Origin of the sequence: Sphingobacterium faecale, assembly GCF_016746095.1 — a bacterium.
GTDB classification, from domain to species: Bacteria; Bacteroidota; Bacteroidia; order Sphingobacteriales; family Sphingobacteriaceae; genus Sphingobacterium; species Sphingobacterium faecale.
In genome coordinates, this window is sequence record NZ_JAERTY010000002.1 from 489,617 (window position 1) to 513,185 (window position 23,569).

Consider the following 23,569-nt stretch of genomic DNA (forward strand, 5'->3'; position numbering starts at 1 on the left):
AGATAAAATGAAAACAAAAGGAATAAAAACTATGGTAATGTTGAGCCTAACCCTTCTATCAGTGAAGGGTTATGGCCAGCAGAATATCCAGTTCACACAATATATTTTTAATTCAATGAGTGTAAATCCGGCTTATGCTGGATACAAAGGTGAATGGTTTGGACAAGTAGGTTTACGCAGCCAATGGACGGGTTTAAACGGAGCACCAAAGACAGGCTCGTTTTCCATAGACGGTGTACTAGATCCAGAAACACAGCGTCATGGCGTAGGGCTTCAGATTACTGCAGATGGACTAGGGCCTCAGTCAGCTACAGGTATATTTGCGAATTATGCCTTAAGATTACCTTTAGATGATAGTAAAAGCCATCGTCTTAGCCTTGGTATAGCCGGAGGAGTGACACAATATGGATTGGACGGCACCAAAATATCGGTTAATGATCCAGATGATCCTAATATTCCAGAAGGTAAACTGAGTACTTGGAAACCAGATATACGCCTAGGTGCATACTATAATAATACGAAGTGGTATGCTGGAGTCGCTGTCCATGATCTATTCGCTGGATCTGATAGTGGTGAAGATTTTGTATTCAATCAGAATACACTTCAAAGTTTGCGCCGTAATATCCACGGTTATCTTATGGCTGGCGCCTTGTTCCAATTAGACAGAGGGTTGTTGTTGCGCCCGAGTTTATTACTTAAAGATGATTTCAAAGGGCCTACTTCACTAGATCTAAATGCGATGTTTATTTTCAATGAAAAATTTTGGATAGGTGGTGGTTATAGAACCAGAGCTAAATTTTTCAATCGTGATTATACAGATTATTCGGTTAATAAGTTGAGCTCCATGAATTCTATCAGCGGCATCGCTCAATTTTATGTAAGTCAAAAGCTACGGATTGGATACTCATACGATCATATGCTCAATCGTTTAGGAGTGACACAAAATGGAACACATGAGGTAACACTAGGCATCACTTTTGGGAAATTCGGGCGTCAGGTTTTGAGTCCTAGGTTTTTCTAGTAAAAGTTATGCGAAGTGATAAAAAAGTTCTTTAGAACCTTTTAAAAATATAAGAGAATGAAATTACGATATATCATATATTCCAGCTTAACTGGCTTATTATTGTCAGGTAATATTCAGGCACAAGAACAACCAAGTCAGGGAAGACAGGCCGACGAACTTTTTCAAAGTATGGATTATGCACGTGCAGCTGCGCTGTATGAAAAGTTAGTTGATACCAAACGTCCACGTACGTCAGATCTGGAGCGATTGGCATATAGTTACTTGTATCTCAATATGTATGATCAAGCTGAGAGTTGGTATGCAAGAGCTGTGCAGGCACCAAAAGCGAGTAAAGAAACCTATTTGAATTATGCGCGCGCGTTACAACAACAAGGCAAGTATGTGAAAGCGAGGGAGCAGTATCAACTCTACACTTCTCAGTTTGGTCAAGATAAAGGGATTGATCGTTCTATACAGGGTATAGATTCAGCGATTGTTTGGACCAATAATCCAAGTGCATACGTGGTGAAAAATGAGTCGGCAGTCAATACTGTTTACGCTGATTTCGGATATTTTCCCCTAGCAGCGGATAAAGGCTTATTGACTACAGAGCCTAATCGCATATTAGGTTCGAAGAGCGGTATGACGGGACATTCCTATTTAAGAATGTATAGTGTCGAGCGTACTCCTGACGGCACATTAAATGTTCCCTTACATCTTTTTGGCGATTTTAATGATGCAAAATACCATGTGGGACCTGTAGCCATCGATGCTAAAAATCAGATTTATTACGTGACACGCACTTATCCAGGTAAGCGTGATGCACAACGTTTCCAAGAGCATGGTATGCGCTGGGCAAAACAAAATTTAGAATTAATAATATATACCAAAGAAGGATCAGGCTGGCATGCTGAAAGTTTTCCTTATAATGATGCAAAGCGATATTCCTTAGGTCATGCCAGTTTAAGTGAAGATGGCAAAACACTGTATTTTGCTTCTGATATGCCTGGTGGTCTTGGCGGCGTAGATATTTGGTATAGCGAAAAGCTACAGGATGGAAGCTGGGGGACCCCAAAAAATGCGGGACCAGAAGTTAATACTGAGAGCGACGAAATGTTTCCTTCCATTCATTATTCCACACTTTATTTTTCTAGTAATGGGCATATAGGCATGGGGGGATTGGATCTATTCAAGGCCGAGGGACAAAAATCTACCTTTTCTAAACCGGTGAATTTAAGATATCCCTTGAATTCAGCTGGCGATGATTTTTGCTTCATAATAGCTGAAAGTAATCCAACTTATATTAGCGGATATTTATCCTCCAATCGCAAAGGGGGGCAGGGTTCTGACGATATCTACTCTTTTTCATTAAGAAAACCAGATGTAAAAGTCTTGTTAGAGGTCAATCTTCGTAATAAGGATAACGGCAAGCCTATTGATAACGGTTTGGTTAACCTTATGGATAAAAATAGACAAATTATTTCGAGTGGTCTAACGGATGGCAAAGGAGGTATTCAGTTTAAGCTTGAACCTCATTTAGGATATGCGTTGCTTGGTCAGAAACATGGTTTATTACCAGATTCAGTTTCATTACCTATTATAAATGCTAATAGAGACACAACTATAAAAGTTACGTTAGAACTGAAACCTGAGTTCACAAAAGGAGATCGCTTTGTACTTGAGGATATCCATTATGATCTAGATAAATATTTTATTCGAAAGGATGCGGCAGTTATATTAGATCGTTTAGTGAAGACTATGAAAGATCATCCTAGTTTAAAAATTGAGCTTTCAAGTCATACAGATAGCCGCGGTTCTGCTCGATACAACGAAGTGTTATCGCAAAATCGGGCGCAAGCAGCCGTAGATTATATAGTTAGTCAAGGTATTTCAAGAAATCGTTTAATAGCTAAAGGTTATGGGGAGACACGTCTCACCAATAGATGTGCTGACGGAATATCCTGTACGGAACAGGAACATCAAGCCAATAGACGTACGGAAGTCGAAATATTAGAATTTTAAGGAAACAAAAATGCCCCTTTCAGCATAGAAAGGGGCATTTTTGTTTTAACTTAATAAAGTAAAGTCGATCTGCCTTTTTTCTAAGTCTACTTTCTTGACTTTAATCTGTACCTCGTCTCCCAACTGGTATATTTTTTTCTTACGCTGTCCGATTATGGCAAAGTTCTTCTCATCTAAGGTATAGAAATCATCCGTTATATCCCGTAGTCGTACCATGCCTTCACATTTATTCTCCTGGATCTCTACATACATTCCCCATTCGGTCACACCGGATACTATTCCTGTGTATTCGACCCCCACTTGATCCTGCAAGAATTCTGCTTGTTTGTACTTGATGGAAGCACGCTCTGCTTCAGCAGCCTTTTTCTCCATTTGTGAGGAATGTTCCGCCATCTTCTCGTAGTGTTCGATATTCACTTTGGTACCTCCATCGAGATAAAATTGAAGTAAACGGTGCACCATAACATCGGGATAGCGACGGATAGGTGAGGTAAAGTGAGTGTAGTAGTCGAATGCTAAACCATAATGTGACGTACCTTTTGTAGTATATATAGCTTTAGCCATGGAGCGCACCGCAAGAGATGTTAGTAGATTTTGTTCTTTACTTCCCTCGATTTTCATCATCAGAGCATTTAAAGACTTGGCTGTTTCCTTGTCTGACTTGATAGAGAGACGGTGACCAAAACGTGCTGCAAATTGAGAAAAGCTAGTCAGTGTCTCTGGGTTCGGTGTGTCGTGAAAACGGTATACAAAGCCAAGTTTATTTTTACCTTTTCCTTGCTTACCAATGTATTCTGCTACTTTTCGATTGGCCAATAGCATAAAATCTTCGATCAGCTTGTGTGCATCCTTTCTAACTTTGGTATATACTCCCAATGGTTTTCCTTTTTCATCCAAAAGAAACTTGACCTCTTCACTTTCGAAACTGATAGCGCCATTCTTGAATTTTCGATCCCGTAGGATATAGGCGAGTTCATTTAGTCTTAGGATAGCATCAGCGTGATCTCCACTTTTGTTTTCTATAATTTCCTGCGCTTCTTCGTAGCTGAATCTATGGTCAGAATGGATGATTGTACGCCCAAACCATTGCTCTACAACATTAGCCTTCTCGTCCATCTCAAATACGGCTGAAAAACAGAGTTTGTCTTCATTGGGACGGAGCGAACAAAGGTTGTTGGACAATCGTTCGGGGAGCATCGGAATGACACGGTCGACCAGGTATACCGACGTGCCGCGCTCAAATGCTTCTTTGTCCAACAGGCTCTCTGGTGTGACGTAATAGGATACATCAGCGATATGTACACCTATTTCGTAGTTGCCATTCTCAAGCTCTTTGAATGAAATGGCATCATCAAAATCTTTAGCATCGGCAGGATCTATGGTGAAAGTCAAGGTATTCCTGAAATCTCTACGCTTAGCGATTTCTTCTGCGCTAATCTCTTCGGGAATAGCATTTGCGGACTCCTCCACTTCTTTTGGGAAATGAAGCGGGAAACCGTAGTCTGCAAGAATAGCGTTCATCTCGGTATTGTTCTCGCCTTTTGCACCGAGTACAGATTTGACTTTACCTATTGGATTCTTTGCGTTTTTAGGCCACTCTACTATGGTGACTAATACCTTTTCGCCATTCTTTGCACCATGGAGACCATCTAATGGAATAAAAATATCATGCTGCATCTTTCGGTCATCAGGGAGAAAGAATGCATAACTCTGTGATATATCTATGGTGCCTGTAAAATCGGTCTTCGCACGTTGTAGAATTTCAACAACTTCGCCTTCTCTTTTGCGGCCTTTTTTACGCTCATATACATGTACTTTGACAATATCTCCATGTAAAGCCTGACGTAGCTTCCTTGGTGCTACAAAAATATCATTTTCCAATTCATCTTCAGGGACGATATAGGCCGAGCCATCAGCAGTCATGTCGACCTTACCGGTGATATAGACCTGCAATTGCCGGAGTTTAAATTTTCCCCTTTCGGGCTGAGCGAATTGTCCGCTTTTTGAGGAATCGTTTAGAATGTCGGCAATGGCAACTTTAGAGTCGCTATCTTTAATATTGAGCTTGGCTGCAACTTGTTTATAGTTTAGAAGTGAATTGCCTGATTTTTCAAAAATGTCAACAATCAGCTGTGTCAGCACTTCTTTGTAAGGATTTTCTTTTCTTGATTTCATGTATTGTTATTTGTCTTCCAACTTTCAGATTTAACCTCTTATTTATCAGTTATATCTGTTCTTGACTATTCTTTTTATTCTTACGATTGAAGGACAGCCGTTACTTATATGATATAGGAAATATACAAAAATGATGCTGAAGTTGCCTTTTATATGATAATAATTATTCTTTTCTCCTTTCTAGGGAGTAATTATCCGACACAATTTATTTCAGATTTAGTGGTTCTGTACCCATATAGGCCAAGGTATGGAGTACGGTGTGTTGGACTGAAGGCACTTTGGTACCCCATCTGATCTTATTCAGCGCTGTTACAATGATCGCATAATCCTACCGCATTGATGGCTATAGCATGGAGCGTAAAACTTGGAGGAAGACTTATTTTAGGTACAGAAACTTCGTCTAAACAATAGACGCTGTTACATACGGAGCAGATGAAGTGTATATGCTGATCATGGTGATGTTCTGCACTACACCGTGTAGAACAGATGGCATAAGTCGCTGTCCCATTAAGATCAAATACTTTGTGAAGAATTCCTTTTTCTTCAAAACTTCCCAATATTCGGTAAAGTGTAACCCGGTCGATATCTTTCCCAACAATTTTTTCCAGATCGGGTTGGGATAAGGCCGCTGTTTTTTCTGAGATGATATCTAAAACACGTAAACGGGGCTGGGTTACTTTGAGTTTGTTCTTCCTTAGTAAATCTGCAAAGTCTTCGTTAATGATACCTTCTTTCGTCTGTTTTTTCTCCATACTCATTGTTGTCAAATTTAAAGTGTCATCTGTAGAAAGTTTAGAACTTTCTACAGATGACATTTCTTGTTTTTTTATTTGCCTGCTGCTTTAGCGTGATCTGCTAAAAACTGCGCAAGACCGCTATCAGTCAGCGGGTGTTTTAGGAGAGCTGTAATGGCAGAAAGAGGACCCGTCATGACGTCGGCACCTATTTTGGCACAGCCTAATATATGAGCACTGTGGCGTACAGAAGCTGCGAGGATCTGTGTTTGGAAGCCGTAATTATCATAAATCAATCTGATTTCTTCGATCAGATTTAAACCATCTACGGAGATGTCATCAAGACGTCCTATAAATGGCGATACGTATGTCGCTCCCGCCTTTGCAGCCAACAAGGCCTGTCCAGCTGAAAATACCAGTGTACAGTTTGTTTTTATACCTTTTTTACTGAAATATTTGATCGCTTTGACCCCGTCTTTGATCATAGGAACTTTTACTACGATCTTACTATCCAATGCCGCAAGCTGTTCGCCTTCCTTGATCATACCTTCGTAATCTGTAGAGATAACTTCTGCACTGACATCTCCATCGACAATTTCGCAAATTGCTTTGTAATGGTTAATGACATTTTCTTCGCCGCTAATTCCTTCTTTAGCCATAAGGCTTGGATTAGTGGTTACACCATCTAATACCCCTAGGTCTTGTGCTTCTTTAATTTGTGCTAGGTTGGCTGTGTCTATAAAAAATTTCATGTTTTGATTGATTGTTGTTTACAAAATTTTATGAGGTTCTAAAAACTATCTCTAGTGTTAGCTGTTACAAAGGTAGTTAATTCTTTTCGGAAATATGATGAGGCAGATCTGCTTATTCGCAGATCCGCAAATTTAAGTATATTGCCTATATGGATATTTTTAGGTCGCTTCATTATCCCAATTTTCGGTTACATACTATAGGCCAGTCCATCTCTCTTCTCGGAACCTGGATGCAACGTATAGCCATTAGTTGGTTGGTTTATAAACTTACAGATTCCGTTTTTTGGCTCGGCTTTGTATCTTTTGTTTCGCTATCGCCCTCTCTATTTTTTTCTCCTTTTATAGGAAGTTTTGTAGATGGGCGGTCGAAATACAAGCTCGTGGTGGTGACTCAGATACTGCTGATGATCCAAGCAGCTGTATTGACACTGGTGGTATATGTCGATTGGGTGTCGGTGTATTGGCTGTGTGTACTCGGCTTTGTGCAAGGTGTAATCAATGCTTTTGACGTGGTATCTAGGCAGGCATTATTGGTGTCACTGGTAGATAATAAGAAAGATCTGCCTAATGCGATAGCTTTGAACTCCTCGGTTTTTAATGCCGCTCGTATGGTAGGACCAGCTATCGGTGGATTTCTTTTGAGTACTTACGGCGAACTGGTCTGTTTCTTTATCAACTTTTTAAGTTTTATTCCCGTATTATTTACCCTTTCCCAAATGAAGGTCAATGAAATTAAAGTCACGAAATCCAAACAGTTTTCTAACTGGGAAGGATTGAAAGATGGTTTTGACTATTTAAAGCGTTCGCCTCATATCGCATCCTTGATTATTATTATGGGATGCTCTAGTCTTTTTGTTATTCCTTATACATCGTTATTACCTGCTGTAGCTAAGGATTTATTTAATGGAGACGAACGTACTTTTTCGTGGTTTGAGAGTGCAGCAGGACTGGGAGCTATGATTGGTGCTATCAATATGGCGAGGCTCAAGTCTGGAGAAAACTTACGTTATCGAGTGATGTTCTCTGCTCTAATTATGGGTATTTCTCTTTTGTTGCTAGCGTATGCACATTATTTAATCTCGGCATTACTTTTTACTGTCGCTGTTTCTTTTGCCATGATGATGCAAAATTCGAGTATCAATACTTATATACAGACACACGCTGTACCAGCGTATAGGGCACGGATCATGTCCTATTATGTTATGGCCTTTCAAGGTATATTTCCGATAGGTAGTCTGATTATCGGAGCTGTAGCAGAAGGGCTCGGTATCAAACATACACTGTATCTGATGGGGGCAATCGGTGTTTTGATAGCTCTAGGCTTTTATACCTATCTCCGGCAACACATACATAGGCGATTGTTTAAATTTCCCCTTCCTCTATCCAGAGGCCATCGTTCTTGATGATGTCGATCAGTTCGTCCAAGGCATTGGCTGAGCTGACATTCTTTTTGACAACTTCTTTTCCTCTGTAGAGTGTAATCTTATCGGGACCAGCACCTACATACCCGTAATCTGCATCAGCCATTTCGCCTGGGCCGTTTACAATACAGCCCATGATGCCTATTTTAAGTCCTTTAAGATGGTTTGTTCTGCTTCGGATCATTTGTGTGGTTTCCTGAAGATCAAATAGTGTCCGGCCACAGCTCGGACAGGAGATATATTCTGTTTTGGATATTCTGGAACGGGTAGCTTGTAATATGCCAAAGGAAATCGATGATAATTTGTCCGTAGGTGTGGCCGGTGAATCGATCCATACACCGGATCCAAGACCATCGATCAATAATGCACCAAGGTCGGTCGCTGCGTACAATTGTAGTTTGGAAATAGGCTCTTCGGGATCCATATCGTTGCCCATAGGAGCAGAAAACTCTTCTATAGGATAATGCCGATATATAATGACCGGAGTATCGATCCCAATCTCCTGTAGATTAGCAAAAAACTGACGTTGATCCGCCATTCCATGGGCAGCATCTGTTTCCAGTAAAAAGACGACGGTTTTATCCAATTGTAAACGCTCAAACTCTTCGGATTGGAGCTGTGTATTGGAGAGACGGACTAAGTTTAGAACGGGGTCTTTAGCTGTTGAACTATTGAATTCTACCAATGTGAAGACCGGATGGATATTACTCGTATTAGATAATTGTACCCATGTTCTGTAATTGTATAGCTGTTTTAGATTGCCTGGCATATTAAATGAAGGCAAGTGGTCTCCGAGATAGACAAAATCCACAGACTGATCGCCCATGTGGTATTTGTCATTCAACAGGTCGTAGCGATAACCGACTTCTGATAGAATGAATGGGTCTTTTAGATTCTTATTTGAAATATCGACAATGACGCGTGGCACCAAAGAGCCCCCGACAAAAGTGTTTACTTCCTGAGAGATATAAGGTTTCGTTTCTTCGGGAGTAGATAAGACGAAGATCGGTTTTTCCTTTTGGCTATCTATCCGTTGTTTTCTTTTGGAGTACCTATTGACTAAAGCAATAGCAACCGGCGCTTCTTTTTCAGGTTCCTCGGTCAGTGAAACCCGAACGGTATCGCCCAGTCCATCTTCTAATAGTGTACCTATGCCTACAGCAGATTTGATTCGACCATCCTCGCCGTCGCCGGCTTCTGTAACACCGAGATGCAGTGGGTAGTTCATGTCCTCTGCCGTCATACGTTCTACCAATAGCCGATAAGCCTGTACCATAACCTGAGGATTGGAAGACTTCATGGATACGACGAGGTTATAATAATTCAGGTCTTCACAGATACGTATAAACTCCATTGCAGATTCGACCATCCCCTCTGGAGTGTCTCCATAGCGACTCATAATACGATCTGACAAAGAACCGTGATTGGTACCGATACGCATAGCCGTTCCGTATTCTTTACATATCTGTACCAATGGTGCAAATTTTTTATGTATCCGTTCCAATTCAGCCTGATAAGCTGCATCGGTATAGTCTATCTGATCAAATTTCTTTTTGTCGGCATAATTACCTGGGTTCACGCGCACCTTTTCGACAATACGGGCCGCGACTTCCGCTGCATTCGGTGTGAAATGTATATCGGCTACTAAAGGGACATGATAGCCACGAGTACGGAGTTCTCGTTTGATATTTGCTAGATTTTCAGCTTCTTTGATGCTAGGAGCCGTAATACGGACATATTCACAACCCGCATCGACCATGCGGATGGTCTGTTCGACCGAGCCTATGGTGTCCATCGTATCGATAGTGGTCATACTCTGTATCCGGATAGGATTGTTCCCACCCATCGGAATATCGCCTATCTTTACTTCCCTTGTTTTAAACCTTGAATATTCGAGTTTCGAATTACAGTAACCTCCCGGTAATATCAACTTCGTGTTTGCCTCCATCTTGCCTACAAAGTTAGGTATTTGTGGGGTTAATATCTATTTATCTTTAGAGAATTAGCTGCTCCCGTAATTTTGATGATATACTTTTTTTCGGCGGTATCGTAATTGTCCGTTTGTTGCACATCGTCTTTTTTATGGAAGCCTTCGAACTTTTTGGAAGTTAGAATACTTTCCATCTCTAGCCTACAGGCGGCGTCTTTTGGTATATTGATTTCGCAACTCGAGGCAGCGGTGTTTATCTCTATGTTTGATTCTGCGACGTGCGGCATATCGAATGTTAATTTTAAGGACGCTGCTCCGGCATTGATTTCTATTTTTTCAATACTGTGTTTGGTGAAATCTCCTATAAAACTAGCAGCTCCCATATTGATCGTTAGATCCCATAGCGGAGATCGGTGCAACGCCAACTGAATGTTATTCTGTTGATTGTTCTGTTGTTTTATGGCAGAATGAAGTTCGAGCCGTGGATGTAGACTATCTCCATTATGTTCTAACTTTAATCCTACATTTCCATTCTTGGTATAAGCTTTCAGTAGTTGTCTAGGAGCGGTGCTGTCGATACTTATTGTACTTGCTCCAACATTGAATTCTAGGGTTGCCCTCTCTGTACCTGGCAAAAAGGCTGCTTCTACCACAGGTGCGGTGCCTAAGGTATCCTCAGCGGTACGATAAGTAACATGGTTGCCAAAATTGAAACGTTCTGTGGAAGTCATCCCTTTATAACCTAAGAAAATACAGAGACAGATGTTGATGACACTCAATATAAAAATACCGTGTGGGCGATTTTGGAATATCAGATTAGCTCCAATAGCTATAATAAGCAACGGCCAATAAGGGATAAGAGCCCAGAAATTAAAATTTATGACGTCGAAATTGTGTAGCAGCGCTATGATACCAAAAAAAATAAACCAAATGCCTGTCGAAACTTTCCCTTTCATATTGCGAATAAATATAATGCTAAACTTTCTTATCTACTACAAATGTACACCGCTATTTTGAACTTTTCCTATAGAATAGGATCGTTGAAACAGAAAATTCGGTAAATTGAAAGGTTTCATCGGTGAATGAAGAACCCTATATAATAAAACGCATAAAAAGAAGTGAACTTTTTACTATTAATATGTATTTTAGCATAAATAGTAAACAGCAACATATGTTTTTTTATCATTTTGGAGAATATGTCCTTTTGCTGAAGAAGGTTTTTAAACGGCCGGAAAAGTGGAAGATTTATTGGCGGGAAACTTTGCATGAGATGAATGAGATTGGGGTGGGCTCTGTAGGCCTTATCGTTATCATCTCTACATTTATAGGGGCGGTAATGACGATGCAGATTGCATTCCAGCTGGTTTCGGATTTGATTCCAAGTTCCGTCATAGGTCAGATTAATAGAGATTCCAATATTTTGGAGTTGGGGCCTACTATCTCAGCGCTGGTACTTATGGGTAAGGTAGGTTCATCCATATCTTCGCAGATAGGTTCTATGCGCGTTACGGAGCAGATCGATGCGTTAGAGATTATGGGAATCAATGCGGCGGGATACTTAATATTACCTAAGCTGATAGCGGGGGTGATCATGGTTCCGGTTTTAGTGACGATTGCTATTTTCTGTGCTATTGTAGGGGGACTTCTTGGCGGCGCTTTGACCGGTGCTGTGACTCCGAATGAATATATCATGGGGATTCAAAGTGAATTTAGAGGTTTTACTATTGTTGTGGCCATGGTTAAAGCTTTTTTCTATGGATTTATTATTACGACGGTACCTGCACATAAGGGGTTCCATGTTCGTGGGGGAGCACTAGAGGTCGGTCAGGCCGGAACAAAAGCTGTTGTAATTGGTTGTATCTCTATTTTAGCCAGCGATTATATGATTACGGCATTAATGTTATAGGTAAATCTGCAAATCTGCGAATCAGTAATTTTCAATAGAAACAATATGATCGAAATACAAAATATTCATAAAGCCTTTGGTAGTAATGTCGTGCTGAGTGGAATAGATGCTGTTTTTGAACCCGGAAAGGTGAGCCTTATTATTGGAGGCTCAGGATCTGGTAAGAGTACGCTATTGAAATGTATAGTAGGATTGCATCAGCCTGAACAAGGGAAGGTTTTTTTTGATAAAAAAGAATTCACGCATATGGATTTCGAGGAGAAGATACCTATCCGTAAGGAAATAGGTATGCTTTTTCAGAACTCTGCGCTTTTTGACTCGATGACCGTGGAACAGAATATCATATTTACCTTAGATATGTTCTCCGAGATGTCTAAAGGGGAGAAGATAGACCGAGCTAATTTTTGCCTGGAGCGGGTTAATCTAGCCGGTAAAAATAAGCTATATCCTGCTGAATTGTCGGGAGGGATGAAAAAGCGCGTAGGGATAGCCCGTGCGATCAGTATGAGTCCCAAGTATCTTTTCTGTGATGAGCCCAATTCAGGTTTAGATCCAGCTACTTCGATTTTGATCGATGAGCTTATTCAAGATCTTACAGAAGAGTATTCCTGCACAACTATCATTGTTACGCATGATATGAACTCCGTGATGGGGATAGGGGAGTATATCCTTTTCTTGCACAAGGGGCAGAAATTTTGGGAAGGTTCTAATCAGGATATGCTGAATTCGGATGCCAAAGAGTTGAATGATTTTGTGTTTGCTAGTCCGTTAATGAAAGCAGCAAGACAGGTGATAAAATAATCTGAGTTTTGATTACCTTTGCCCCGAATTAAATATTAGTATTTTGTCTACAGCTACACACATACAGTTATTAACACCACAGCACTGGAAAGATTACGAGTTGATTGATTGTGGCGATTTCGAGAAATTGGAACGTTTTGGAGATTATGTTTTAATCCGACCAGAGCCGCAGGCAGTGTGGCCAAAGGCCTTGGGTGATGCCGAATGGGAAAAAAGATATCACATTAAGTTTAAAGGTCGTTCGGCAACGAGTGGAGATTGGGTGAAAAAAAATCCTAAAAATGCGGATAGGTGGCACATTACCTATAAGAATAAAGATGTCGCTATTAAATTCCGGTTGGGATTGACTTCGTTCAAACATGTAGGGATATTTCCGGAGCAGGCTGTCAATTGGGATTATATCTCAGAGAGTGTTAAATCATTTGAGACTCCTCGTCCTAAGGTTCTGAACCTCTTTGCCTATACCGGCGGTGCCTCTTTGATTGCAAAGGCGGCCGGTGCAGATATAACACATGTTGATTCTATCAAGCAAGTCGTAACGTGGGCTAATGAGAATCAGGAACTGTCCGGGCTTTCGGATATCCGATGGGTGGTAGAAGATGCGTTGAAGTTTGTAAAAAGAGAATTGAAACGTGGCAATACTTATAATGGTATTATCCTGGATCCACCGGCTTACGGACACGGCCCCAAGGGCGAAAAATGGAAGTTGGAAGATCATATTATGGAAATGATGCAGGACGTGGTCAAACTCTTAGATCCACAGGAACACTTTCTGATATTAAATACGTATTCATTAGGTTTCTCTTCCGTAATTGTAGAGAATCTAATCCGTACGTCTTTTCCAAAAGTAGAAAACCTTGAAATTGGAGAACTGTACCTGCAGGCTACTGCAGGGCCTAAGTTACCTCTGGGAGTCTTTGGTAAATTTAGAAAGTTAAAATAAAACAAAAGAGGCCATGTTAAGGCCTCTTTTGTTTTATTAAAGTGCTGTAATTTGTATGAGACCGTCTTTGAGTTCTGTTAAGAACTCTGCCCGTTGTACATCGTGGTCTACGGGATAGAGTTGAAAGGCGATACTTTCGTAATAGGTGATGCCACGAAGCAGTTCTTCTTTGAACTTGGTGACAAATTTTTCTTTTTTGTCATCCATTTGTAGTCGGTTATCTTGCAGGTACTGTTCTAAGTGTTCAATATATAAATGTAACTCATTGATAAATAAAGAGGGTCTATTCGAATCAACTAATAGGTCTTTGCGTCCATAGATATGGTCTACCATATCCTGTAGGCTATATATATCATTGAAGTACGCCGTGTTGGGCCCCGGACAGATCGCTACAGCATCGTCTTCCTTATTTTGCAATATATCATATTTTAAATAGGCTGACGTGGCTAAACCTTCACAAAGGCATGTTTTCTCAGTGATTGCTTCCAGTTTCTTTTGATAATCGGTACTTTCGGCATCGAACAGTTCCAGTTCTTTTAACTTGGTGTATTGATAGATGCGGGATGCGGTACAGATAGGTTCTGCCGAGTACTCGGCATTTGATATCAGATATTTCTTTGTACAAGGCGCGCCTGGACGCCCCTTTTGGATCCGTTGTAGCCGGTTCAGCTCAGCACTGCTTTTTTTGAAATTGTTAAAGGGTACCCCTAAAGGAGAGGCTCCGCTGACATAGAAATCCTGTTTCTGTGCGGAAGCTAATGCCCGTAATGTCTGATCATCTACCGTGGTGGCTTCAGGAACCAACAAAAAGGGAGAACCCCATCCTGTAGATTTTAATCCATAGTGGTTTAGTAGAAATGTCTGCTCCGCGGCCGTACCTATACCTCCTTGTGCGGTGATCGTTAGCATAGGACAGGTGTCCACCGTGTACCCTTTAGCTTGAATGCTTGCGGCATACATGGTATAGAGTTCCTGTTGTAAAAAGCCTTTGTTCTTTTTGAATTCTTCTAGTATAGGGCCTAACAGGAATCCATCAGTGGCAAAAGCGTGCCCTCCGCAATTGAGACCCGATTCGACTCTGAACTCAGACACCCATATGCCTTTCTTCGCTAAAAATTTGGCCTGTATGAGTGCCGATCGATAATCCGACACTTTGAGGATAACACGTTTTAAGAATTGACCCCGTTTGTTGGGCATGAACTGTGGGAATTCGCTTAAATAACTATATAGCCGAGGGTTCATACCAGCAGATAATACAAGCCCACCCTGTAGTTTGCTATGTGCAAATCCCCGTAAAGCTGCACTGGCATCAGAGTGTATATGATCCAATTTACTTCCTGCAGGATCAGTATTGATTTTGTCCACTTTGGACATTATGTTTACGTTGATTTCCCCAGGATTGATATTCATCATCAGGGTAGCCTTAAGGTTTGCCCTCTTATCCATGTCAGTCTCCTGTAGGTAGGCCTTATATGTTTTTTTGACATTGGAGGATTCAGGAAGAAGGCTAAAGTATTTTTTTAAATCAACACTTTTATCCAGATCCGAATGACGTAATGTGTCGATTTGCTGGTTCACAATGTCCTGTACTAGGTCGAGATAGGCGGTAATTCTTTTAGAACGGCTATCTTTCGCTTTTGGAGTGATAGGGATGTAGGGTAGACTGTTTTTTTTGGAATAGTAGTCCCGCATACGCTCGATGAGTTCGTCATCTACGATAGATAGGACGGAAGAGATACCAAACTGAGCGACTTTTAGCGGGCTATCTATGGAAAAAGCTAGACCAAGTACAGGGAGATGAAAAGTGTGTTCCATTGCGAAATTTTGATATGCAAATAGCCGCAAAATTTATGGAATAAAAAATGTTACACACCATTTAAAAACGTGTTTTTAGTCACTTTTATGATGTTGTAATCTGCTTTGTTAGGATTTGAAGACGATAGTTTTATTGCCATTTAAAATCACACGGTCTTCCATTACGAGTTGGATAGCGCGTGTTAATACAGCTTTTTCAATCTCCTTACCAGCTGTTTTCATGCGACTTAGATCATAGCTATGATCCACTGATTTGGTGTTTTGGACGATAATTGGTCCTTCATCTAGGTCGTCGGTGACGAAATGTGCGGTAGCCCCTATAATTTTAACTCCGCGATCGTGTGCCTGTTTGTAGGGGTTGGCACCAATGAACGCAGGGAGAAAAGAATGGTGTATGTTGATCAGGCGGTGTTCGAAGTGCTGCACAAAATTGGGAGACAGAATGCGCATAAATTTCGCTAATATGATATAATCAGGAGAATAACTGTTTATCGTATTTATTATTTCTTGTTCAAAATCATTTTTACTCCTGTTTTCATGTGAAATATGATGAAAAGGAAGGTCAAATTTTTCCGTAAACTCTTTTAAAGTATCATAATTTCCAATTACAGCCTGCACTTCACCTTGCAATGTATTAAAATAATGGCGGGTCAGAATATCGGCTAAACAGTGATGTTCCTTGGTGACCAGAACCACCAGTTTTTTCCTGTTCGTTGGATTGATCTGTACCTTTGCATTTTGGGGAAGTACTCGGCATAGATCTTCAAGCAATGCTTCTGTTGAGGTGATCAGGCCTGAACACAGAATGCGAACGAAGAACTTATTATTTTCTTCATCTACATACTCACGCATAGTGATGATGTTCAGTTGATGTTTAGCTATACTATTCGATAGTCCGGAGACAAGGCCTACAGCGTCTTTACACTGTACCAGTATAAGTGTTTGGTTTTGCATGATTGGTTTTTGGGTTAGGTTGAATCTCTACATACAGCATAACTGCATGTAGAGATAGGTATTTAGCCTGCTTTTTGAGCGAGCTCTGATTCGAGGTCGATTTCTATACGAAGATTGTCCACGATATGACGTTGTCTATCCGGAGTATTCTTGCCCATATAGTATTCCAGCAGCTGTTGCAGTTTATTGTCCTTAGAAAGGATTACTGGTTCTAGCCGCATGTCTTCTCCAATGAATAGTCCAAACTCAGACGGTGATATTTCACCTAGCCCTTTAAATCGTGTGATCTCAGGTTTGTTTCCTAGCTTGGCAATAGCCCGCTGGCGCTCTTCATCCGAATAGCAGTAGATTGTCTCTTTCTTGTTTCTCACACGGAATAACGGAGTTTGCAAAATAGAGACATGACCCGCTTTCACAAGGTCTGGGAAAAACTGTAAGAAAAATGTCATCAGCAACAGACGGATATGCATACCATCGACATCGGCATCGGTAGCGATGACAATATTATTGTAGCGGAGTCCTTCAATCCCGTCTTCAATGTTCAAAGCATGTTGGAGGAGGTTGAATTCCTCGTTTTCATATACAATTTTTTTTGTTAGGCCGAAGCTGTTTAAGGGCTTCCCCTTTAAGCTAAAGACTGCCTGTGTCTGTACATCCCTTGACTTGGTAATAGATCCGGATGCAGAATCCCCCTCCGTTATGAACAGTGTGGTTTCTAGGTTTCTCTCGCTCTTGTCGCCGAAGTGTAATTTGCAGTCCCGAAGTTTTCTATTGTGCACGGATGCCTTTTTTGCGCGTTCGTTAGCCAATTTTTTGATGCCTGCAATATCTTTTCGCTCGCGCTCTGATTGCATGATGCGTTTTAGTAAAGCATCTGCTGTGGCTGAGTCTTTGTGTAGGTAATCATCCAACGCTTTTTTGACGAAATCATTGATAAAGGTCCGTACAGTCGGGCCTTCAGGGCCTATGCTTTGTGAGCCTAGTTTTGTCTTGGTCTGGGATTCAAAAACAGGTTCTTGTACTTTTATAGCAATGGCTCCTATGATAGAAGCTCGTATATCCGAAGCATCAAATTCTTTTTTATAGAATTCACGTATCGTTTTTACAACAGCCTCCCGGAACGCCGCTTGGTGTGTACCTCCTTGCGTAGTGTGCTGTCCGTTTACAAAAGAATAATACTCTTCACCGTACTGCTGACCGTGTGTCATTGCTATTTCGATATCCTCACCTTTGAGGTGAATGATGGGATAGCGCATGCCCTCTGTGTCCACATTACGTTCCAGTAGGTCTTTTAAGCCATTTTCAGAGATGAATTTCTGCCCATTAAAGTTAATGGTAAGCCCTGAGTTAAGGAAAACATAATTCCATATCATGTTTTCGACAAATTCAACCCTATATTTATAGTGTTTGAATATGCTCTCGTCGGGGTAGAAGGTGACAGCAGTACCATTGCGTTGTGTGGTCTCTTTTTGTTCGTCGTCTATGAGCTCTCCTTTGCTGAACTGGGCAATTCGGGTTGCCCCTTGGCGATAGGATTGGACGGTGAAGCTGGCAGAAAGTGCGTTGACAGCCTTTGTACCTACACCATTCAGACCTACAGATTTTTGAAAGGCCTTGCTGTCGTATTTACCTCCCGTGTTGATCTTAGAAACAACATCTACAACCGAACCAATAGGAATACCACGCCCGTAATCACGTACAGCGACTTTGTTTTCATTGACGGTGATGTCAATCGTTTTACCCGCCCCCATTACGAACTCATCAATGGAGTTGTCTACTACTTCTTTTAATAAAACATAAATGCCATCGTCATAGGCCGAACCGTCCCCGAGCTTACCGATATACATACCTGGACGTAGTCTGATATGTTCTTTCCAGTCGAGGGACCGTATGCTATCTTCGTTATATGTAGTCATGTACCGTAAAGTATGAAGTGTGTGCAAACTTAGATAAAATGCTTTGGATTCACGAATACATAATTAAATGTTATCGGCCAAAATCGTCTTGAACACGCACTATATCGTCTTCATCTGAAGGTCTGCTAGCATCCGTATGTTGCCATATTTCTGCTATGACACCGTATTCACCAAGTCCGACTAAACGGTGACGTTCGCCCTGTGCTAAACGGATATACTGTCCCTCTTTTAAGATTTTGAGTTCGTGTTCATCATCATCAAGGCTGGTGACAACACCGACTTCGCCACGTATAACTCTCCATATTTCGGCGCGTCTGTGGTGGTATTGCCAAGAAAGACGTTTGGACGGAGCAACGACTAAAATTTTAGGACTTAATTTTCCGGAGATTTGAAGGTCCTTTATATCTAGACCTTCGAAATATTGATTCGCGAACTGTTGAGCTTGTGCTTCATCGATAACAAAGAAACCACCCCAAGGTCTGTTTTGGTCGATATTTTCGATTTTGAACCCTGCATCTGTAATTTTCTTTTCAATCTGATTAAAAAGTTCAGTCTTGTCTATATATGTCATAGTCGTTTTGTATTTAATATAGGTTAAGATAATATTTAAAGCTGAAAGTACATAAAGTTAGTTGCTTTTTTAAATTTTTAATGTTATTCTATGAAATATCTAATGTAACAGCGGCTGCACAAACACTGATGAAAATAATTCATATATGGAAAATAAAGAAGACCCCGTCTGGGCAAAGACAAAAAATACCTTCCTTTACTAACTTCATTACAAAACGCTTACTTTTGTAGGATATCATGACGCAACAATACGACAACGAAAACAAAATCTTTAAAAAAGCAGTGGCTTTTGTCAATCAGACGAATCAAAACCTCTTTCTTACAGGAAAGGCAGGTACGGGAAAAACTACATTTCTCCGTTATATTCGGGACAATTGTTATAAGAAAATGGCTATTACAGCACCTACAGGTGTCGCTGCAATGAACGCTGGGGGTACTACGCTGCATGCGCTGTTTTGGCTTCCTTTTGGCGTTTTTATAGAGGATTATGTTTTGAAATGGGACGAGCAAGATCATAATATTTACAATAAGAACCGTCTATTTAGTACAATAAAACTAACTAAGCAACGACGTGCCATCCTACAGGAGCTGGAGCTGTTGGTCATTGATGAGGTGTCGATGGTGCGCGCGGATACACTCGACGCCATAGATGTGATCTTGAAGTCCGTGCGCCGTGATATGCGACCTTTTGGCGGAGTACAGGTGCTTTTTATCGGCGATCTTTATCAGTTGCCGCCGGTGGTTAAAGATGCCGAGTGGCAGGTACTGAGGGAGCATTATTCAAGCATGTTCTTTTTTGATGCTAAGGTGTTGCGCAATAGTGCACTGGTGAAGCTTGAGCTCCAGCAGATATATCGACAGCAGGATACCGGATTTATAAATGTGTTGAATAATATTCGGAATAATGAATGTACTACAGCAGATCTGGAGCTTTTGAATGGACATTTTCGAGAGGGATTTGTTCCAGAAGCGGGGGAGCAGTACATAACATTGACTTCTCATAATAAGCTGGCCGAACAGATTAATCAAGAGGAACTATTGAAGCTATCGGGACGTATGCACAATATTAAAGCAATCGTTAAGGATGATTTTCAACAAGGTGCTTATCCTACCGAAGAGACGTTAGCTCTGAAAGAAGGGGCACAAGTGATGTTTATCAAGAATGATGTCGGCGAAGACCGTAAATATTTCAATGGCAAGATAGGTACAGTAAAAGAACTGATTTTGGATAAACACCAGATCGTGGTGAGCTTTAAAGACGGAAGTGATGATGTCGTTGTAAAGCGCGAAACTTGGGAGAATATTAAATATAAGTATAATAAAGGGGAAGATAAGATCGAAGAAGAGGTGTTAGGGACTTTTTCCCAATACCCGTTACGCCTTGCCTGGGCGATTACCATACATAAGAGTCAGGGATTGACCTTTGATAAGGCAATAATTGATGCAGGGACCTCTTTTGCTTCGGGACAGGTATATGTCGCGCTGAGCCGGCTGACAGGCTTGGAAGGCTTGGTGTTACGCTCTAGGATTGCGGCACATTCCATACGTACAGACTATCAGGTGGTCGGGTTTATGAAACAACTGTTGGAAGAAGAGGAAATGGACAAGGTTTTAGTCCAGTGCCAACGTGTATTTTTAGGTCAGATCTTACTACAGAGTTTTCGTTGGACTACACTCACAGAGGCTGTCCAAGAACTAGTAGATTCACTGGCCAATAGAAATATCGATAATAAACCAGGGGTGGAAGCATTTGTGGCAAGGGTTATGACTGCCGTCAAACAGCAGGAAACTGTCGCTCATAAGTTTGTAACACAGTTGTATGGTATGCTTGCTAACCCCGAAGAAGTGGATTATCAAAAGATATGCGACCGTACGTCCTCTGCCGTCCAATGGTTTTTGCCCCGTATGGAGACAGAGTTGTTAGATGCCACAGCACAGCATATTGAAGAGTGGAAAGTGCGGAAGCGAACGAAGAAATATATTCAAGAACTCAAGGCACTGCTTTTAGATTTTAAGCGGAAGTATGAAGTGCTTAAGCATTGCCTTACAATCGCTACAGCCTTAACCAAGGAGGAAGGGCTGGAGGATCTGGTTCTGGAAGCTAATGTGGTAAAGGATGAGACAGTAGCTACTGCCGACGATGGTGATGGGAAAGAGTTAGATACGAAACAGGTTACACTAGAGATGTATTTGGATGGTTTTGATATCGCTCAGATCGCTACGAAACGTGGTATGGTCGAAGGGACGATTTATGGGCACCTGATCCACTATGTAGGAGAGGAGATCGATGCGGAGGACTTAATAGCCACAGAAAAGTTAAATCATATTCTGACCGTTTTAAAAGCGAATGAAGGGAAGTCTTCTTCGGAGATTAAAATGATCCTTGGCGATGAATACGGTTACCCCGAAATTAAGATTGGGCAGAAGGTTCTGGAAAAAGAGGACGCAAATCAGCAGGTTAAAGCCTGATAAATGAATTATTTAGGCTGATATGGCGTAAATACAAAGCTTTTTATCTAAGTTTGCAGCCCAATCTCTAGTCATTTGAAGGAAGAAAAAACATCCAAAAAAATTAACAAGTGGATTGTGTTCACTTCGATGCCTTTTCAGATGGCAGCGACTATCTATTTGTGTTATTTTGTGGGGGATTGGATCGATGTGCGTTTTGAATTCGCTGGTGGATGGTGGGCAAAAGGATTTACGATGTTGGGGGTGTTGGCTTCTTTATATCAGTTTATCCGTCAGGCCAATAGGATTAGTAAGGATGAATAATTATATTAAATATATTTTAATGTTGTTGTTGGTTGCAACAACTGCTTTTTTTGCACATTATCTGATACTGCAAGGCCTGGAGTTAGGTGATTATTGGTCCCGTTCAGAGTATAGTTTGTTAGGTTTGTATACTTTTGGTGGAGTCGGTTCCTTATTGGCCGTAATATTGATTATGTTGACCAATTGGGCTATGCCTAAAAGTTTGGGGTTCGTCTTTTTGGGGATCATGACGGTCAAAGTTATCGCAGGATATATTTATGTTCGTAAAGGGTTAGGGGTTTTTGAAAACGATTTTATAGAGTTTAACTTTTTAGCGGTGTTTTTTCTGTTTTTATTTTTTGATGTTTTCGTTGCCTTTCAGGCTTTGAATCAGGAAGATAACGTTGTTGAAAAAAAATAACAAAAAGTTTGTATCAAATGGCATTTTATGACAAATAAAGTTGTATTTTTGCCCAAAATTTTTCATTATTCATATTAGTAGTCTAAAATGGTGAGTCTTAAGAGAGCAATTTTGCTTTTTACAGTAATCTTCTTTACAGTTAATCCGTTCACAGTTCGAGCTCAGGCATCAGAAATCTCTACGCCCGAGGAGATAGATGCGTATTCCCAACATCACGTCAAAGATGATTATTACTTCTCCTTGTTCAGTCACAAGGCATCTGGCAAGCATTATGGCTTTGCTTTACCAGTGATTTTGATTGATAATGGCCTTAAGGTGTTCTCTTCTGCCGAATTTCATCATGGAGATGCAGTTGTGGAAAAAGATGGACAATTCTATAAACTATATCACAGTAAGATTTATAAGACAGACGCTGCAGGCTCGATTGAGTATGATGCTAAAGGGTATCCGAGTAACGAAAAGCCTTGGGATTTTTCGATTACGAAGAATGTCGCAGGTTTGATTATCGCGACTATATTGTTATTCTGGGCGTTCTTGAGTCTGGCTAAAACATACAAAAAAAGTGCTAATGCGATTCCTACTGGTATGGGGCGTATTTTAGAGCCTCTTGTTATTTATGTGCGCGATGAGATGGCACGTCCGAATATCGGTCACCGCTATAGAGAATTTATGCCGTACTTGCTTTCGGTTTTCTTTTTGATTTTCTTGTTAAACTTAATGGGACTTACACCTATTGGTTTTAACGTAACAGGTAATATCACGATTACTTTCGGTTTAGCTATTGTCACATTTTTAATCACAAATATTAAAGCAAATAAAGGGTATTGGAAACATATCTTTTGGATGCCGGGAGTTCCCGTTCCATTCAAAATCTTGTTAGCACCTATCGAGTTACTAGGTATTTTTACTAAACCTTTCTCGTTGATGTTACGTTTGTTTGCAAATATGACTGCTGGTCACTTTGTAATCATGGGTTTTATAGCAGTCATCTATTTGTTTCAAAGTCAATTAACGTTAGGTGGTAGTATTGGTATCTCTATGTTGCTGACACTGATTATCTTTGTTTTAAAGCTATTGGTTTCTTTCCTTCAGGCATTCATCTTTACCATGTTATCTTCATTGTTTATTGGTATGGCTGTTGAAGAACATCCAGAGCATCATTAATCAGAATTTTTTGTTAAATTTTATATATATACATTATGATTCCAAGTTTAGTAGGAGCAGGTTTAATTGTAATTGGTGGCGGTATTGGCCTAGGTAAAATCGGTGGTTCAGCTATGGAAGCTATCGCTCGTCAACCTGAGGCTGCGTCTAAAATTCAAACTGCGATGATCATCATTGGTGCATTAGTTGAAGGTTTGGCACTTGCTGCCCTAATCTTAGGTAAATAAGCCCAATCTGACACAGGTACAGAACATCATTTGCAACGGTTGGTTGCAAATGATGTACTTAACA

At 40.7% G+C, this 23,569-nt stretch carries 20 protein-coding genes; 11 read left to right on the forward strand and 9 right to left on the reverse strand.

Annotation, left to right across the window (positions count from 1 at the left end; all coding sequences use genetic code 11):
- Positions 1–7 precede the first annotated feature (7 nt).
- On the forward strand, positions 8–1,021 hold the full coding sequence (locus JKG61_RS05020; protein WP_237249375.1) for a PorP/SprF family type IX secretion system membrane protein: 1,014 nt from the start codon (positions 8–10) through the stop codon (positions 1,019–1,021).
- A gap of 57 nt (positions 1,022–1,078) precedes the next feature.
- Positions 1,079–3,025 carry an OmpA family protein gene (locus tag JKG61_RS05025; RefSeq protein WP_202101880.1) on the forward strand — a complete coding sequence of 649 codons (1,947 nt, stop codon included), beginning with the start codon at positions 1,079–1,081 and terminating at the stop codon, positions 3,023–3,025.
- Positions 3,026–3,070: 45 nt separating this feature from the next.
- Here JKG61_RS05025 and rnr read toward each other — a convergent pair whose 3' ends face one another.
- From rnr to fsa, 3 genes are all read right to left on the reverse strand, one after another.
- Positions 3,071–5,200 carry a ribonuclease R gene (rnr, locus tag JKG61_RS05030; protein WP_202101881.1) on the reverse strand — a complete coding sequence of 710 codons (2,130 nt, stop codon included), beginning with the start codon at positions 5,198–5,200 and terminating at the stop codon, positions 3,071–3,073.
- Positions 5,201–5,496: 296 nt separating this feature from the next.
- A complete protein-coding gene (locus tag JKG61_RS05035; protein ID WP_237249376.1) occupies positions 5,497–6,015 on the reverse strand; it encodes a Fur family transcriptional regulator in 519 nt (172 codons plus the stop codon).
- Positions 6,016–6,026: 11 nt separating this feature from the next.
- Positions 6,027–6,686: a fructose-6-phosphate aldolase gene (gene fsa, locus JKG61_RS05040; RefSeq protein ID WP_202101882.1), complete on the reverse strand. Its 660-nt coding sequence runs from the start codon at positions 6,684–6,686 to the stop codon at positions 6,027–6,029.
- A gap of 149 nt (positions 6,687–6,835) precedes the next feature.
- Here fsa and JKG61_RS05045 point away from each other — a divergent pair, with 149 nt between their 5' ends.
- A complete protein-coding gene (locus JKG61_RS05045) occupies positions 6,836–8,089 on the forward strand; it encodes an MFS transporter (RefSeq protein ID WP_202101883.1) in 1,254 nt (417 codons plus the stop codon).
- Here the strand turns inward: JKG61_RS05045 and ispG are convergent.
- Positions 8,049–10,055 (reverse strand): (E)-4-hydroxy-3-methylbut-2-enyl-diphosphate synthase, encoded by a 2,007-nt coding sequence (gene ispG, locus JKG61_RS05050; protein ID WP_202101884.1) that lies wholly within the window; start codon positions 10,053–10,055, stop codon positions 8,049–8,051. The genes JKG61_RS05045 and ispG overlap by 41 nt on opposite strands.
- Positions 10,056–10,084: 29 nt before the next feature.
- Positions 10,085–10,993, reverse strand: a complete 909-nt coding sequence (locus tag JKG61_RS05055) for a LiaI-LiaF-like domain-containing protein (RefSeq protein WP_202101885.1) — start codon at positions 10,991–10,993, stop codon at positions 10,085–10,087.
- A 215-nt stretch (positions 10,994–11,208) separates the two neighbouring features.
- On the opposite strand from JKG61_RS05055, the gene JKG61_RS05060 reads away from it, so the two are divergent.
- From JKG61_RS05060 to JKG61_RS05070, 3 genes are read left to right on the forward strand one after another with little or no spacing between them, the layout of a single operon-like run.
- A complete protein-coding gene (locus tag JKG61_RS05060) occupies positions 11,209–11,943 on the forward strand; it encodes an MlaE family ABC transporter permease (protein WP_202101886.1) in 735 nt (244 codons plus the stop codon).
- 45 nt (positions 11,944–11,988) lie between these two features.
- Complete coding sequence (locus JKG61_RS05065; protein ID WP_202101887.1) at positions 11,989–12,744, forward strand: ABC transporter ATP-binding protein; 756 nt, start codon at positions 11,989–11,991, stop codon at positions 12,742–12,744.
- A gap of 43 nt (positions 12,745–12,787) precedes the next feature.
- A complete protein-coding gene (locus JKG61_RS05070; protein WP_202101888.1) occupies positions 12,788–13,687 on the forward strand; it encodes a class I SAM-dependent methyltransferase in 900 nt (299 codons plus the stop codon).
- Positions 13,688–13,723: 36 nt separating this feature from the next.
- Here JKG61_RS05070 and JKG61_RS05075 read toward each other — a convergent pair whose 3' ends face one another.
- The 4 genes from JKG61_RS05075 to JKG61_RS05090 form a co-directional block, all read right to left on the reverse strand.
- Complete coding sequence (locus JKG61_RS05075) at positions 13,724–15,502, reverse strand: hypothetical protein (protein WP_202101889.1); 1,779 nt, start codon at positions 15,500–15,502, stop codon at positions 13,724–13,726.
- Between the two features lie 108 nt (positions 15,503–15,610).
- Positions 15,611–16,456 (reverse strand): formyltetrahydrofolate deformylase, encoded by an 846-nt coding sequence (gene purU / locus JKG61_RS05080; RefSeq protein ID WP_202101890.1) that lies wholly within the window; start codon positions 16,454–16,456, stop codon positions 15,611–15,613.
- A 62-nt stretch (positions 16,457–16,518) separates the two neighbouring features.
- Entirely contained in the window at positions 16,519–18,372 is a 1,854-nt protein-coding gene (locus JKG61_RS05085; RefSeq protein WP_202101891.1) for a DNA topoisomerase IV subunit B, read from the reverse strand.
- A 70-nt stretch (positions 18,373–18,442) separates the two neighbouring features.
- Complete coding sequence (locus JKG61_RS05090; RefSeq protein WP_202101892.1) at positions 18,443–18,943, reverse strand: cupin domain-containing protein; 501 nt, start codon at positions 18,941–18,943, stop codon at positions 18,443–18,445.
- A 236-nt stretch (positions 18,944–19,179) separates the two neighbouring features.
- Here JKG61_RS05090 and JKG61_RS05095 point away from each other — a divergent pair, with 236 nt between their 5' ends.
- The 5 genes from JKG61_RS05095 (at position 19,180) to atpE (ending at position 23,505) form a co-directional block, all read left to right on the forward strand.
- Positions 19,180–21,411: a helix-turn-helix domain-containing protein gene (locus JKG61_RS05095; protein ID WP_202101893.1), complete on the forward strand. Its 2,232-nt coding sequence runs from the start codon at positions 19,180–19,182 to the stop codon at positions 21,409–21,411.
- Positions 21,412–21,486: 75 nt separating this feature from the next.
- Positions 21,487–21,714, forward strand: coding sequence for an AtpZ/AtpI family protein (locus tag JKG61_RS05100; protein ID WP_202101894.1), 228 nt, complete (start codon positions 21,487–21,489; stop codon positions 21,712–21,714).
- Positions 21,707–22,114 carry a hypothetical protein gene (locus JKG61_RS05105; protein WP_202101895.1) on the forward strand — a complete coding sequence of 136 codons (408 nt, stop codon included), beginning with the start codon at positions 21,707–21,709 and terminating at the stop codon, positions 22,112–22,114. The genes JKG61_RS05100 and JKG61_RS05105 overlap by 8 nt, the downstream gene beginning before the upstream one ends.
- A gap of 87 nt (positions 22,115–22,201) precedes the next feature.
- Positions 22,202–23,278: a F0F1 ATP synthase subunit A gene (atpB, locus tag JKG61_RS05110; protein ID WP_202101896.1), complete on the forward strand. Its 1,077-nt coding sequence runs from the start codon at positions 22,202–22,204 to the stop codon at positions 23,276–23,278.
- A gap of 35 nt (positions 23,279–23,313) precedes the next feature.
- Complete coding sequence (gene atpE, locus JKG61_RS05115) at positions 23,314–23,505, forward strand: ATP synthase F0 subunit C (RefSeq protein ID WP_021069048.1); 192 nt, start codon at positions 23,314–23,316, stop codon at positions 23,503–23,505.
- Positions 23,506–23,569: the final 64 nt, after the last annotated feature.